This window comes from Microbacterium altimontanum (assembly GCF_058349865.2).
In genome coordinates, this window is record NZ_JBYRJB020000004.1 from 251597 (window position 1) to 265109 (window position 13513).

Annotated in this window: 17 protein-coding genes and 1 tRNA gene; 10 read left to right on the top strand and 8 right to left on the bottom strand. The window is 69.8% G+C overall.

Going from position 1 to position 13513, the window contains the following annotated elements; translation table 11 throughout:
• The first annotated feature begins 84 nt into the window (after positions 1–84).
• The gene (locus tag AC3RX1_RS08530; RefSeq protein ID WP_491500801.1) at positions 85–582 is read left to right on the top strand and encodes an FHA domain-containing protein; all 498 of its coding nucleotides are present in this window, start codon (positions 85–87) and stop codon (positions 580–582) included.
• A 49-nt stretch (positions 583–631) separates the two neighbouring features.
• On the top strand, positions 632–979 hold the full coding sequence (locus AC3RX1_RS08535) for a DUF7882 family protein (protein ID WP_491500802.1): 348 nt from the start codon (positions 632–634) through the stop codon (positions 977–979).
• Between the two features lie 7 nt (positions 980–986).
• Here AC3RX1_RS08535 and AC3RX1_RS08540 read toward each other — a convergent pair whose 3' ends face one another.
• Entirely contained in the window at positions 987–1325 is a 339-nt protein-coding gene (locus AC3RX1_RS08540) for a DUF7882 family protein (protein WP_491500803.1), read from the bottom strand.
• 220 nt (positions 1326–1545) lie between these two features.
• Between AC3RX1_RS08540 and AC3RX1_RS08545 the strand changes: the two genes are divergently transcribed.
• The 3 genes from AC3RX1_RS08545 to AC3RX1_RS08555 all read left to right on the top strand — a co-directional run bounded on the left by AC3RX1_RS08545 (position 1546) and on the right by AC3RX1_RS08555 (position 2884).
• Positions 1546–1794, top strand: coding sequence for a DUF2188 domain-containing protein (locus AC3RX1_RS08545; RefSeq protein ID WP_491500804.1), 249 nt, complete (start codon positions 1546–1548; stop codon positions 1792–1794).
• Positions 1794–2261: a DUF4383 domain-containing protein gene (locus AC3RX1_RS08550; RefSeq protein WP_491500805.1), complete on the top strand. Its 468-nt coding sequence runs from the start codon at positions 1794–1796 to the stop codon at positions 2259–2261. The genes AC3RX1_RS08545 and AC3RX1_RS08550 overlap by 1 nt, the downstream gene beginning before the upstream one ends.
• 62 nt (positions 2262–2323) lie before the next feature.
• Positions 2324–2884: a ribonuclease H family protein gene (locus tag AC3RX1_RS08555; RefSeq protein ID WP_491500806.1), complete on the top strand. Its 561-nt coding sequence runs from the start codon at positions 2324–2326 to the stop codon at positions 2882–2884.
• A gap of 14 nt (positions 2885–2898) precedes the next feature.
• Here the strand turns inward: AC3RX1_RS08555 and def are convergent, their stop codons facing one another.
• On the bottom strand, positions 2899–3465 hold the full coding sequence (def, locus tag AC3RX1_RS08560) for a peptide deformylase (protein WP_491500807.1): 567 nt from the start codon (positions 3463–3465) through the stop codon (positions 2899–2901).
• 42 nt (positions 3466–3507) lie between these two features.
• Here def and AC3RX1_RS08565 point away from each other — a divergent pair, with 42 nt between their 5' ends.
• The 3 genes from AC3RX1_RS08565 to AC3RX1_RS08575 all read left to right on the top strand — a co-directional run bounded on the left by AC3RX1_RS08565 (position 3508) and on the right by AC3RX1_RS08575 (position 5550).
• Positions 3508–4539: a DMT family transporter gene (locus AC3RX1_RS08565; protein WP_491500808.1), complete on the top strand. Its 1032-nt coding sequence runs from the start codon at positions 3508–3510 to the stop codon at positions 4537–4539.
• Between the two features lie 41 nt (positions 4540–4580).
• Positions 4581–4654: transfer RNA gene (locus AC3RX1_RS08570), tRNA-Ile, on the top strand.
• Between the two features lie 41 nt (positions 4655–4695).
• Positions 4696–5550, top strand: coding sequence for a transposase (locus tag AC3RX1_RS08575; protein ID WP_491500809.1), 855 nt, complete (start codon positions 4696–4698; stop codon positions 5548–5550).
• 30 nt (positions 5551–5580) lie between these two features.
• Here the strand turns inward: AC3RX1_RS08575 and AC3RX1_RS08580 are convergent, their stop codons facing one another.
• Positions 5581–6033, bottom strand: a complete 453-nt coding sequence (locus AC3RX1_RS08580; RefSeq protein WP_491500810.1) for an SRPBCC family protein — start codon at positions 6031–6033, stop codon at positions 5581–5583.
• A 125-nt stretch (positions 6034–6158) separates the two neighbouring features.
• The gene (locus AC3RX1_RS08585; protein ID WP_491500811.1) at positions 6159–8159 is read right to left on the bottom strand and encodes a DUF262 domain-containing protein; all 2001 of its coding nucleotides are present in this window, start codon (positions 8157–8159) and stop codon (positions 6159–6161) included.
• Positions 8160–8389: 230 nt separating this feature from the next.
• Between AC3RX1_RS08585 and AC3RX1_RS08590 the strand changes: the two genes are divergently transcribed.
• Positions 8390–9163 (top strand): hypothetical protein, encoded by a 774-nt coding sequence (locus AC3RX1_RS08590; protein ID WP_491500812.1) that lies wholly within the window; start codon positions 8390–8392, stop codon positions 9161–9163.
• Positions 9164–9301: 138 nt separating this feature from the next.
• Entirely contained in the window at positions 9302–9805 is a 504-nt protein-coding gene (locus AC3RX1_RS08595) for a DUF3145 domain-containing protein (protein ID WP_491500813.1), read from the top strand.
• Positions 9806–9953: 148 nt separating this feature from the next.
• Here the strand turns inward: AC3RX1_RS08595 and AC3RX1_RS08600 are convergent, their stop codons facing one another.
• The 4 genes from AC3RX1_RS08600 to AC3RX1_RS08615 form a co-directional block, all read right to left on the bottom strand.
• A complete protein-coding gene (locus AC3RX1_RS08600) occupies positions 9954–11192 on the bottom strand; it encodes a beta-ketoacyl-[acyl-carrier-protein] synthase family protein (protein ID WP_491500814.1) in 1239 nt (412 codons plus the stop codon).
• Positions 11193–11249: 57 nt separating this feature from the next.
• On the bottom strand, positions 11250–11498 hold the full coding sequence (locus AC3RX1_RS08605) for an acyl carrier protein (RefSeq protein WP_491500815.1): 249 nt from the start codon (positions 11496–11498) through the stop codon (positions 11250–11252).
• A gap of 74 nt (positions 11499–11572) precedes the next feature.
• On the bottom strand, positions 11573–12574 hold the full coding sequence (locus AC3RX1_RS08610) for a beta-ketoacyl-ACP synthase III (protein WP_491500816.1): 1002 nt from the start codon (positions 12572–12574) through the stop codon (positions 11573–11575).
• Positions 12571–13488: an ACP S-malonyltransferase gene (locus AC3RX1_RS08615; RefSeq protein WP_491501009.1), complete on the bottom strand. Its 918-nt coding sequence runs from the start codon at positions 13486–13488 to the stop codon at positions 12571–12573. The genes AC3RX1_RS08610 and AC3RX1_RS08615 overlap by 4 nt, the downstream gene beginning before the upstream one ends.
• Positions 13489–13513: the final 25 nt, after the last annotated feature.

Here is a 13513-nt window from a genome sequence, read left to right on the forward strand (position 1 = left end):
GCGCGCAGGGGCTTGACACCTGACAGACGATCCGTGGCCCGTCAACCCCTTTCGCTCGGGCTCGGGGCGGGGGATGCTGTGGGTATGCGAGAACCACAGTCGACACATGCCGAATGGGGCGCCGGCAATCCCCGCCTGATGATCACGGGCGACGACTTCCACCGGGAGGCGCCGTTGACGCTCGACGTCACGACGATCGGCTCGGCGGCCGACGCCGACATCCGTCTGGACGGGCTCGGCACGCTCGCTGCGCAGATCTACCACGACGAGAACGACGAGTTCGTCTACATCCCGCATGAGCCGGGTGAGACGAATGCGCGCCTGCAGCCACAGCCGACGGTGAACGGCGAAGACGGCGAGGTGCTGCGCACGGGTGCCCGCTTCACCCTCGGCGGCTGGCGGTTCGTCTTCATGCGCGAGGAGTTCGCCGACCACGGCCGGCCGTTCGGCGGCCGTGAGGGTGGCGAAGGCGATGTGCAGCCCACACAGCCGGAACGTCCCGACTACTCGGGTGAGGCGAACGCCCATGGCGAGCCCGAAGAGCGGTCCGAGCGGGGAGTCGACACGCCCGGATCGTCATGAGAAGCCCGGTGGATGCACGAGAAGCGCTTCGGTGGCTTATGGTTGCCCCATGGGCACGATGTATTACGGCAGTCCTGACACGCCGATCCATATTGAAGATCGGGCCCTCGCCCACCTGAAGGTCGTCATCGCGACGAAGCTGCGGCGCGGGGAGAGCTTCACGCTGTCGTGGCAGCATCCGCAGGGCGAACCGCGTGGCCGGACCACGGTCTGGCTCCACCCGTCGATCCCGCTGCGTTTCGTGTTCGACGAGCCCGAGGCGCCGGAACTGAGCCGCGAGTGGATCCACGACCTCGCCAACTCGGCGAACACCTCAGGTGGGATCTCCATGGTCGCCGAGCACATCGACACCGGAATCCTTCCTCAGGTGTCGGTCGGCACCTCCGACGAGGTCTGACCGGCGCTCACTCCATCTCCTGCGCGAGGTCGTAGGAGAACGCGTCCTCGTGCGGCGGCTCCGGAACGATGTACAGCCCCGACGTCGAGTTCGCGGTGAAGGCGAGCGCGTCGATCCAGGCGGGGTTCAACTCGTGCTGTCGGGTGCCGAAGTACTTGTAGACGAGGCTCGACTGCTCGTTGAGCCAGATCGTGGTGCGACCTTCGCCGAGGCTCGGGTCGTCGCGCCAGCTGAAGTAGAACGGCTCACCGCGTCGCAGCTTGCTGCCGATCACGACCTGCAGATGCGCAAGGACGCGATCGTCGATGTCGATGCGGATCCCGCCGTCGTAGATGAGCTTGCCCATGATGGCTCTGCGTCCTCCGGTCTTGTCACCTGTGCGCTGAGTCTTTCCGGGCGCTCGTGCACTGGGGCACGGGGTTGACATCCCCGATGCGGTGGCGTACTCGTCATTCGTCCGATGGCGCGCTCGAGCGCCGTGGCAGTGCCAGACGATGTCAACCCCCTCGCCTCCCCGTCGCACACGCCTAGCGTGGCGTGCAGATCGTGATGTGGAGGACACCATGATGGATGACGCGGCACAGACGGATGACACGGCACGACCGGGCGACGTGCGCACGGTGTGCAAGCGGGGGCAGTGGGTCACCGAAGTCCTGGGATCGAACGAGGCGTCGCGCAGCTTCGCCGATCGGGACGAAGCCGTGAGATACGGTGACGCCGAGGCGGCGCTGCGCGGCGTCGCTCACATCGTCATCGACTCCCCGGCCACCGGCGCGATCACCGACCCGAGCCCGGAGCAGGGGGAGGACCTCTGATGGCGCACGAACGCCGCCGCCTGGCGGCGATCCAGATCTGCAGCGGTGTCGTCGGAGTGGTGCTGCTGCTCGTCGGCATCGCCGGATTCGTGCCCGGTGTCACGACGAACCTCGACACGCTGCGCTGGGCGGGACCCGAGTCGCACGCGATGCTCTTCGGGCTCCTCCAGGTGTCGATCCTCGCCAACGTCGTGAATCTGATCTTCGGGGTCGCGGGTCTGCTGTGCGCGCTCAGACCGCGCGCGTCGAGGCTCTACCTCTTCTGGGGCGGCGTCCTGGAGTTCGCGATCTGGGCATACGCGGTCTGGGCTTGGGTCGATCCCGGTGCGAACGTGCTCTCCGTCAACATCTGGGGCGTCGTGGCGCTGTTCGTCGTCTCCGTCGTCATGATCCTGCTGGGCCTGTTCGTCGGACGCGACGCGAGCCGGAGGAGCGTGGGCTCGCAGCCCGTCGAGAAGCGGAGCTGATCGGGCGGCCTCCCGCCCCGCGACATAATGGAGGTGCTGGGGCGCTTCTCGCGCCGTGCAGGGTGCGGGAGGACGACATCATCGAGAACTACACCGTGGCGACCGACGGCGCGTGCTCGGGCAACCCCGGCCCGACCGGATGGGCGTGGGTCGGCGCCGACGGACACTGGGCTGCCGGATCGATCCCGCAGGGGACGAACAACATCGGCGAGTTGCTCGGGCTGCTCAACGCGATCCGCGACCACCGCGATGTGGAGAACCTCATCGTGCAGGCCGACTCGAAATACGCGATCGACACGTACGCCTCGTGGATGGACGGTCACGCGCGTCGCGGGTGGAAGACGAGCACGGGTGCGCCGACGAAGAACGTCGAGATCCTCAAGGAGCTCATCGCCGAGCGTGACGCCCGGCGTGCACACGGGCTCCCCGACGTGGTCCTCGAGCACGTCCGCGGTCACGCCGGGCACCGCCTGAACAGCTGGGCGGACGAGCGCGCTGTTCGCGGCGCCGCCCATGCGGCTAAGGGGACCGCGAGCCGGTGGTCGTCGCTCGACGGTCAGGATCGGCTCGACGTCAGCGTCGACCCGCCGCGTTCCGCGCAGGACCGTCCGCGCAGACGCTGACCGCCTCGGCGTCGTCAGGCGTCGAGGTCGTCGACTCCAGGCAGCCATGATTGGCCCGGGCGTCCCCAGCCGCGCTTGCGGGCGATCTTCTGTGTCGTCTTCCAGTCGCTGTCGGAGAGGCGGTCGATGTACAGCACACCATTGAGGTGGTCGAACTCGTGCTGCATGATGCGGGCGCGCCATCCCTCGACCTCGATGCGCACCGGGTGACCGTCGATGTCGAGGCCCGTGACGACCACGGCCTCCGACCGCCGCAGCGGAAAGCGCTCACCGGGGAACGAGAGACAGCCCTCCGACTCCTCGTCGGGGTCGGGGGCACCGGGCTCGGTGGGCTTCATCCAAAGCTCGGGGTTGATGACGGCGCCGCGCCACGGCGCTCCGTCGTCGTCGGGGTACGTGTAGACGTAGATGCGCAGCGGCACACCGACCTGGGGCGCCGCGAGGCCCACGCCAGGCGCGGCATCCATCGTCTTGTACATGTCGGCCACGAGTGCACGGATCTCGTCGGTGATCTGGTCGACGGGGGACGCGGGAGCGTGCAGGACAGGATCGCCCATGATGCGGATCGGCAGAATGGCCACGCCTTAAGCCTAGTTGCGGCCCGCCGCCGGTAATGTCGAAGAGTGATCGCGACGGAGATTCCGCTGAACGACGTCACCGACCACCTGGTCGGCGTGTTCCGCGACCCCGCGATCCTCATCGGCATCCCGCTGGCGCTGCTCGGAGCCGTGTTCATGTCGTTCGGTGCCCAGTACCAGCACCGCGGTGTGACGAAGGTCGAACGCCTCACCGGCACGAGCGGCAGCGAGGGCCTGAGCGGCCGGCAGCTCCTGAGCCTGCTGCGCCGGCCGTCGTGGGTCGCCGGAACGCTCATGCTCGGGCTGGCGATCGTGTGTCAGCTCTCGGCGCTCGCGTTCGCCCCGCTGATCCTCGTGCAGCCGCTCGGCGCGATCTCGCTCGTCATCACGACGCTGCTGAACGCGCGGGTGTCGGGCCACAGGCCGACCCGCGACTCGGTGCGGTCGATCATCGCGTGCGTGGGCGGGATCTTCATCTTCGTCACGATCGCCGCGTTCGTGGCCACCGAGACTCATCTCACCGACGGACAGCTGCTCACGGTGCTGATCATGCTCGGCGTCGTCCTCGTGGCCCTCACCACGGTGTGGCTGCTCGTGCGCACGCGCGCGCATCCGCTGTTCTACATCGTGGCGTCCGGCATCCTGTACGGATTCGTCGCGACGCTCGCGAAGATCGTGATCAAGCGGCTGCAGAGCTGGGAGATCGACTGGATGACGATCGTGTGCGTCATCGGTCTGCTGCTCGCCGCCGGGCTCGGGGCGTACTTCGTGCAGACGGCGTACTCGGTGGGGCCGCCCGATCTGGTGATCGCCGGGCTGACCGTGATCGATCCGATGGTCGCGGTGCTGATCGGCCTCACCGTGCTCCGGGAAGCTGCCACGGCGGGGGTGTGGGCGTTCGTCGGGTTCGCGGTCGCCGGGGCGATCGCCGTCTACGGGGTGATCTCGCTCGCGCGCAATCATCCGCAGGTGATCAGCGAGAGTCAGGAACTCCCGTTCCGGCGCGGGAGCCATGGGACCGGTCTTCCGCAGCCGGGCGATCGCCGAGACGGGGATGAGGGCCCTCACCGGAAGTGACGGCGCTCACCCCGCTGGGCGGTAGGCTCGGAATCCGACAGGGGGCGGTGGCCAAGCTGGTGAAGGCAGCGGGCTCATAACCCGACGATCGTGGGTTCAAGTCCCACCCGCCCTACGGCAGACGACGGCGCCCGAGGGGTCGGGCACAATGGGGCGATGGCAGCGCATTCCGACGACACGCTCGACGGCATCGCCTCGGAGCTCTACGTGCTGCCGCCCGACGAGTTCACCGCAGCGCGCAACGCCCGCGCCAAGGACCTGGCCGACGCATCCCTCGCCCAGCAGGTGCGTGCGCTCCGCAAGCCGCTGGTCGCGGCGTGGCTCGTCAACCTGTTCGCGCACGAACGTCGCGGCGAACTCGACGAGGCGCTCGAACTCGCAGCCCAGCTGCGGGAGGCGCAGGAAGACCTCGACGCCCGCGCCCTCACCGCGCTGACTCGGCAGCGTCGCGAGCTCGTCCACGCCCTCGCCCGGCAGGCGGCGGAGCTCGGCGCGACCCGCGGCGAGAAGATCACTCAGGCGACGACGGATGCGGTGGAGCAGACGTTGAATGCGGCGATGTTCAATCCGGATGCCGCTGCCGCCGTGTCCTCGGGCCGGCTGATCAGGCCCCTGGAGGCGTCGAGTGACGACTCCGCGGCGTTCGCGGACGCGGTCGCGGGCGGACTCGGCACTGCGCCCGGCAAGCGACTGGAGCCCGTCGACGAGCTGAAGGAGCGTCGTGCGCGCAAGGAGGCCGAGCGCGCGCTCCGTGACGCCGAGCAGCAGCTGAGCCGTGTGCAGCGTGAGCACGACGACATCGACCGGCGCCGGCAGAGGGCCGGCGAGGAGCTCGAGCGGCTCACCGCGCGCGAGCGGGAGCTCGAGGCGGCTCTCGCCCGGGCCCGCGACGGGAAGGAGCACGCCCGCGCGGAGCACGAGGAGCTCGACGCCGCACTCGCCGACGTCGACGGCCGCCTGGAACAGGCGCGCCGCGCCGTCGATGAGGCGCGTTCGACGATGGGCGGATGACGGCGGCCAGTGGCGACCGCCGTCATCCGGTCACTGCACGTCGCCGCGCCAGGCGCCGGTCTCGGTCCCGCGGTTCTCGATGAAGGACTTGAAGTTCTCCAGGTCCTTCTTGATCGCGTGGTCGTCGATGCCGACGGCGGCACCGGCCGTCTCCACGAAGCCCTCGGGCTGCCAGTCGAGCTGGACGGTCACCCGGGTCGACTCCGGCGAAAGGCGGTGGAACGTGACGACGCCACCTTGCTCCTCGTCGCCGCCGACGCTGCGCCACGCGACGCGCTCATCGGGATGCTGCTCGGTGATGCGGGCGTCGAACTCCCGCTCGGCGCCGCCGATCTTGACCTTCCAATGCGTCAGCGTGTCGTCGATCTGCGTGATCGACTCCACGAAGCTCAAGAACCGGGGGAAGTCTTCGAACTGCGTCCACTGGTTGTACGCGACGTCGACGGGCACATCCACGTCGACGCTCTCGGTCACCTGGGCCATGTCCACTCCTTCATCTCGGGGAGCACACCACGGTAGGCAAGCCGCATCCGCCGCTGGAGGGGATTGTCACCGCCGCCCGGCATCCCTAGGATGCCCGGTCGGCCCGACGGGCCCCGCGGAGAGTGTCACATGGCAGCGCCGATGTACGAGTACTTCACGAAGACCTCCGGCGCGATGCCCGCCTCCTCGAGCACTCCCTGCACCGCGGTGAGCATGTACTTCGAGTCCCAGCCCATGTAGAGGAAGTTCTCCTCGTCGAGCTCATCCCACTGGCCGTTCCATGCCATCGCGGGGAAGATCGGGCCGCCGCGGCGCGCGCTGTAGGCGACGACGTGCTCACGCGCATCCGCCCACAGCCGCCGGAAGACGCGATTGAAGAGGTACTTCACGTCGTGCACCTCCCAGTGCTCGCCGCGATACTCCACATAGTCGAACTCCCGCTCCCATCCGCGCGGCCACCCGCGGCGGCGCCGGGCGTCGAGGACGGGGGTGAGGCCGTCGTCGTCGATGAGCGTCGTCGTGGGGCGCCGCCAGATGCGCAACAGGTCGTCGGTGAGTGCCGCCGTGCGCGCGGCGATGGCGGCCGTGCCCCAGGCGTCACGGTCGGCGAGCGCCCGCGTGAGGGCGAGCGCGCTGCGAGCGTACTCGGAGCGCTTCGCAGGGAAGGACGCCCCGAACGCCCGCTCGGCCAGATGCTGCTCGAGCAGCGTGAGGTTGCCGAGCGACTGGGCGAGGGCACGATGACTGTTCTGCTCGTCGTCGGACAGCTCCTTCCATCGGCGCAGGCCGTCGCCGCTCCAGTCGTCCGACGGTGCGAGCGGGAAGATGTGCTCGACGTCGAGCCCGGCCGGGCTCTCGGCACCCGCGATCCGACCGAGCACGTACGCGGCGTGCGGCAGATCGCCGTACTTCAGCGCGACGCGCACGCGCTCGTCGGACGGCGTGATCCGCGAGATCGCGTGGAGGAGTGCATCGTTCCCCTCGTCACGGGCACGGCAGAGCCGCGCGACGAGACGGTCGTTCGCGATGCCGACGATCTCGCGGCGCAGGAGCAGCGCCTGCACGTGCTCCAGCAGCGCGATGAAGCCGCCGCGGTCGAGCTCACCACGGCGGAAGTCGCTGTAGCCGCGCAGCACGAGCGGATACATGCCGCGGCCGAACGTGTTGACATACGTCAGCTGACGTCCGATCTCGGCGTCCGGCTCACGCGACGGGTCGAGCAGGGTGCCGTACAGCTCGGCGGCCTCCCGCCACTGGGATGCGCGTGCGCGCAGCGTCGCCAGGTCGACGCGCGGCACCTGGGCGCGGAACGCGTCGTAGACGCCGCGCTCGCCGGCGACGGTGACCTCGCGCCCCGTCGTCATGATGAGATAGTGGCGCCAGAATCCCGCGATCTGCTCTCCGGTCGCCCGCTCGATGGGGAGCCAGTAGTCGTCCTCGATGAGAGTCTGCTGCTCGTGCGTGAGCCCCATCAGGATGTAGTTGTGGATGAGCTCGTGATCGCGCAGCGGCTCGCCGGTGGAGTTGAGGCTCTCGAAGATCTGCTGGGCGTTTGCTCCCGGGCCGAGGGTGATCGACACGTGCTCGAGCTTCCGGATGCCGCGCCACACGCGCGCCGCCTCGTCGGGCCCCACCTGACTGCGGAAGAACGCGTAGTTGTCGTCGAACCGCGACTCCGGCCGCGCATCGGCGTCGCGCTCGAGGACGACATCCTGGAACACGTCCGCCCATTCGCGATGCGGCCGCAGCTTGGTCACGTCGGCGCGATCGGCGCGGACGAGCACCTGGGCGAGCTCGGCGGCGAGGGCGGGGTCGACGTCGCGCACGGTGTGGTGCAGCGCGGCGATGAGCAGCATGAGCGTCGTGATGCGCTGCTGCCCGTCGATGAGGATCAGGTCGGCGTCGCCCGGCTCGGCGGCCGGCGCCGAGAGGATGGAGCCGATGAAGTGCATCGTGCGATCGTCGGCATCGGCCACGGCGCGCACGTCGGCCAGCAGCTGCTCGCACCCGCCGATGTCCCAGCGGTACTGCCGCTGATACACGGGCACGACGATCGTGGTTCCCGGCTGCGCGAGCCATGCGATCGTGTTGACCGCGGTGGCGTCGACGTTCGTGGCACTGCCCATGACTGTTCTCACTCTTCCTGCACGATCGATGCGACGGCTCGGCGCCGCACGCGAGAAGGCAGCGCCCGCTCTACTCTAGGCGGGCCTCGCGGCGGCTCCCGGGTGCGCCTGACGCGGCGCGGATATTCACGGCCGGTGCCCCGGAGTGCCGGAAGACCCCGAGGTAGGCTTGCCTAAGTCGGGCCTGTAAAAACTTCGCTGGCCCCCTACGAAAGGTCATGATTCGCATCATGGGTTACATCAAGTCGGCTGCGCTCGAGGAGACCGGATACGTCGTCCTCGACAGCTACAACCAGGAGCTCGACCCGAAGGAGTGGCTCGACGTCGAGTACGTCGACTGGAAGTCCTCGGGCGACACCCGCTTCGCGCCGCTCGCCAGCGCCAAGGGCGACATCGAATGCAACGGGTTCTGGAACCACAAGCCGCCGCGCACCGACAAGGACGGCGTCTGGATCGAGTCGCAGGTCGCCAAGGCGCCGAACCTCACCCGCCGTGCGCAGGAGCCGGGAGCGAACGTCGGCCGCTGCCGCATCATCGAGCTGCAGCCCACGCCCTACGGCGACTGCCTCTACAACCTGCATCAGGATGACAACAACCGTCTGAACCCGGACGGCACGGGATGGGTCGTGCGCGGATTCTTCAACCTCACCGACGACAAGGACAGCTTCTTCGTCCTGCGTGAGAACCGCACCGACCCGCAGGGCGAGGTGCGCATCGCGCTGCCGGCGGGCGCGCAGCTGATCATCGACACGCAGCGCCTGTGGCACGCGACGACCCACCTCGGCACCGAGCCGCGCTACAACCTCATCACCTCGTGGACGAGTGGCCCCGAGCTCGACGCGTACATCGAGAAGTATCACGGACGCAACCACGTCGAGAGCGTTCCGGTCGACCAGGCGATCCTCGACGCCGGCTACGCCGAGCAGGCGCGGAAGGACGCGGCGCGTGCCGCGTACTACGCCGCCAAGGGACAGGCGGAAGTCCGCGCGATGAGCGAGGCGTGACCCGTTGGCGCCGGCGAATCACATGCTTGTGATTCGCCGGCGCACCGGTCATAATGGGGCCGAGACAACCGAACAGCACGTCGCCGGCGCATCCGGTCAGGTCGTAGGGGAAGACGCACCTGACGAAACGGAGAGACCATGGCGACGACACAGGCGCGTGGAGTGATTCTGATTCACTCCGCGCCACGCGCGTTGTGCCCGCACCTGGAGTGGGCGGTCGGACGCGCACTGGGGCGTGCAACGAGCTTCGAGTGGGCCGACCAGCCGGTGCTCGCCGGCAGCCGGCGCGCGGAGTTCTACTGGGAGGGCCCGACCGGCACCGGTGCGGCCCTCGCCACGGCGATCCGCGGATGGGAGCACCTGCGGTTCGAGGTCACCGAGGACCCGACGCCGCGCAGTGACGGCGGACGCTGGATGCACACGCCGGGCCTCGGCATCCACTACGCCCAGACCGACGCGGCGGGCAACGTCGTGATCGGCGAGGACCGCGTGCGCTATGCGATGGAGGTCGCGGCAGGCGATGTCGCGGAACTCGAGCGCGAACTGCAGATCGCCCTCGGGGCGGCGTGGGACGAGGAGCTCGAGCCGTTCCGGCACGCCTCGGATGACGCACCGGTGGTCTGGCTGCACAAGGTCGGCTGACCGCGCCCAGATGACTTCGGGCGGGTCGAGGCGCCATTACCGGTCTCCGGAGGCCGCTGATCCCGGAGGCTGAGACCGCGAATCGCCCGCCCGACAGACGCCAGAACGCCCCGCTCGCGCAGCGCGAGCGGGGCGTTCTGGCGTCAGGTCAGGCGGATGCGAACGCCACGACGGCGTTGTGTCCGCCGAACCCGAAGGAATTGCTGATCGCGAGCTGCGGCCCGTCTCCGAGCGGCTGCTCGTCGCCGGAGAGCCGGAAGGGCACCTCGGGATCGGGCTCGGTGATGTTGATCGTCGGCGGCGCGACGCGATCGCGCAGTGCGAGCACCGTGAACACCGCCTCGAGCGCGCCGGTGCCCCCCAGGAGGTGGCCCGTCGACGCCTTCGTGGCCGACACCGGGATGTCCCGGACGCGGTCGCCGAACACGCGGTGCAGAGCCGTGTACTCGTTGGGGTCGCCCACCGGCGTCGAGGTGAGGTGCGCGTTGATGTGCGTCACGTCGTCGGGCGACGCATCCGCCTGCTCCAATGCCTCACGCACCGCGCGGGACGCCCCGAGGCCCTCGGGATCGTTCGCGGTGATGTGGTACGAGTCGGCGGTGACGCCGCTTCCCACCAGCACGGCGTAGATCTTCGCCCCGCGGGCCTTGGCGTGCTCCTCGGTCTCGAGGACGACGGCCGCCGCGCCCTCGCCCATGACGAACCCGTCGCGGTCGATGCTGCCCGGGCGGGACGCCGTCGCGGGGGAGTCGTTGCGCCGAGACAGCGCCTGTGCCGAGGCGAAGGCGGCGACGGTGATGGGATGGATGGCTGACTCGGTGCCGCCCGCGATCACGACGTCGGCGTGGCCCGCGCGGATGTGATCCGCGGCGACGCCGATCGACTCCGTGCTCGAGGCGCAGGCGCTCACGACGGTGCGGGCGTAGGCACGGGCGCCGAAGTGCAGCGACAGGTTGCCGGCCGCCGCGTTCGGCATGAGCATCGGCACCGTCATCGGCATGACCCGCCGGGGCCCCTTCTCACGCAGGGTGTCCCAGGCGTCCAGCAGCGTCCAGACGCCGCCGATGCCGGTGGCGAAGTCGACGCCGAGCCGCTCCGGCTCGACGTCGGGGCTGCCGGCGTCGACCCATGCCTCCTTGGCGGCGACGAGCGCGAACTGGGAGGCGGGGTCGAGGCGCTTCGCGACCGGGCGCTCCAGGACCGTCTCCGGGCGCACGGCACCCTCGGCGGCGAACGTGACCGGGAGCTGGTACTCCTCGACCCAGTCGTGTTCGAGGGTGCGGGCGCCGGAGACGCCGGCGCGCAGGGCGGACCAGCTCTCGGGCGCGGTGCCGCCCAGCGGCGAAGAGGCGCCGATGCCGGTCACGACGATGCGGGGGGTGCTCATGTACGGGTTCCTCGGGTGTGTGGTGCCGGTGGGGGCGGGGCGCCCCCACCGGAGGGGTCACGCCTGGTGAGAGGTGATGTAGGTGACGGCGTCGCCGACGGTCTTGAGGTTCTTCACCTCGTCGTCGGGGATCGTGACGCCGAACTTCTCCTCGGCGTTGACGACGATGGTCATCATCGAGATCGAGTCGATGTCGAGGTCGTCGGTGAACGACTTCTCGAGCGCGACCTCGTCGGCCGAGATGCCCGTCTCGTCGGTGATCAGCTCGGCGAGGCCGGCGAGGACCTCATCGTTGGTGAATGCCATTTCTGCTCCTTCGTGGTGGTTGCGGATGCAGGCCCGACGGGCCGTGGACAAGTCTAGGGTTGCGCGCGTCCCGGTCAGGGGAGCACGACCACCTGGGCGCCGAACACGAGTCCCGCGCCGAATCCGATCTGCAGGGCGAGACCGCCCGACAGCTCCGGGTGCTCCTCGAGGAGGCGGTGGGCGGCGAGGGGGATGGACGCCGCCGACGTGTTGCCGGTGGTCTCGATGTCATGCGCGATCGTGACCGAGGCGGGCAGCTTCAGCTGCTTCGCGAACTCGTCGATGATCCGCAGGTTGGCCTGGTGGGGGATGAAGGCGGCGAGGTCGGCGGGGCCGACTCCTGCCGCTTCCAGCGCCTGTCGGGCGACCTTGACCATCTCCCAGACGGCCCAGCGGAAGACGCTCGGGCCCTCCTGGCGCAGCGTGGGCCACGGCACGGCACCGTCGCGGAACTCGGTGAGGGTCGCGTTCATCCCGACGAGCTCGGCCTTCGATCCGTCGGAGCCCCAGACGGTGGGGCCGACGCCGGGCGTGTCGCTCGGGCCGACGACCGCGGCGCCCGCACCGTCGCCCAGGAGGAACGAGATGCTCCGATCGGTGGGATCGACGATGTCGCTGAGCTTCTCGGCGCCCACGACCACCGCGTAGTGCGCGACGCCCCCGCGGATGAGGGCGTCGGCCTGGGCGACGCCGTATGCGAAGCCGGCGCACGCGGCGTTGAGGTCGTAGGCCGCGGCCGGCGTCGCACCGATGCGATCGGCGACGATGGCCGACACCGACGGGGTCTGCTTGGGGTTGCTGATCGTCGCGACGATGACGGCGTCGATCTTCTCCGGCGCCACCCCGGAGCGCTCGACGGCTTCTCTCGCGGCGTCGGCGGCGAGGTCGATCGCGGTGGTGCCGGATTCGGCCCTGGTGCGGGTGATGATGCCGGTGCGCTGCCGGATCCACTCATCGCTGGAGTCGATGGGGCCGACGAGGTCGTCGTTCGGCACGATGTTCTCCCCGCGTGCGGCGCCGTACGCGTAGATGCGGGTGTGCGCGGGCCCGGTGGGCTGGGTCAGTGTGATGCTCATGCTGCTTCTCCCGTCAGCAGGGCTGTCGCCGCCGCGAGGTCGTCCGGCGTCTTCACCGCCACGCTCGGCACTCCGCGCAGGGCGCGCTTGGCGAGACCGACGAGGGTGCCGGCGGGGGCGAACTCGATGATCCCCGTGACGTCGTGTTCGGCGAACGACGCCATGCAGGCGTCCCATCGCACCGGCGTCGCGACCTGCGCGACCATGAGGTCGACGGCTGCGGCTCCGGAGGTGACGACCGAACCGTCCTTGTTCGTCCAGAGGGTGAGTGCGGGGTCGGATACCTCGACCTCGGCGGCCGCGGCACGCAGCGTGTCGACGGCGGGCGCCATGTAGCCGGTATGGAAGGCGCCGGCGACCTGGAGCGGGATGACCCGCGCGCCGCGCGGGCCGTCGGCGGCCAGCTCGGCGAGGGCGGAGAGGGCTCCCGCGGCGACGATCTGCCCGCCGCCGTTGAAATTCGCCGGGGTGAGGTCGAGGGCCGCGAGGCGCTCGAGAACCGCCGCCTCGTCGCCGCCCACGACGGCGCTCATGCCGGTCTGCGCGGCTCCCGCCGCGTCGGCCATGGCGCGCCCGCGGATGCCGACCAGGCGCAGCGCCTCGGCATCGGGCAGGACCGCGGCCGCGGCCAGAGCTGCCAGCTCGCCGACCGAGTGCCCTGCCACGCCGGCGGGCAGGTGGCCCCCGTCGGTCGCGGCATGCCAGGAGAGCAGGCTCGCCGCGACGATCAGCGGCTGGGCCACCTTGGTGTCGCGGATCCGGTCGGCATCCCACTCGGTGCCGGCGGCGACGAGGTCGACCTGCGCGCTGTCGGAGTAACCGGCGAGCCGTTCGCGGGCTCCCTCGAGCTCGAGCCAGGGGGCGAGGAAGCCAGGCGTCTGCGAGCCCTGGCCGGGGAAGACGGCGATGATCACCATCCCATCCTGCCAAAAGCGCGGA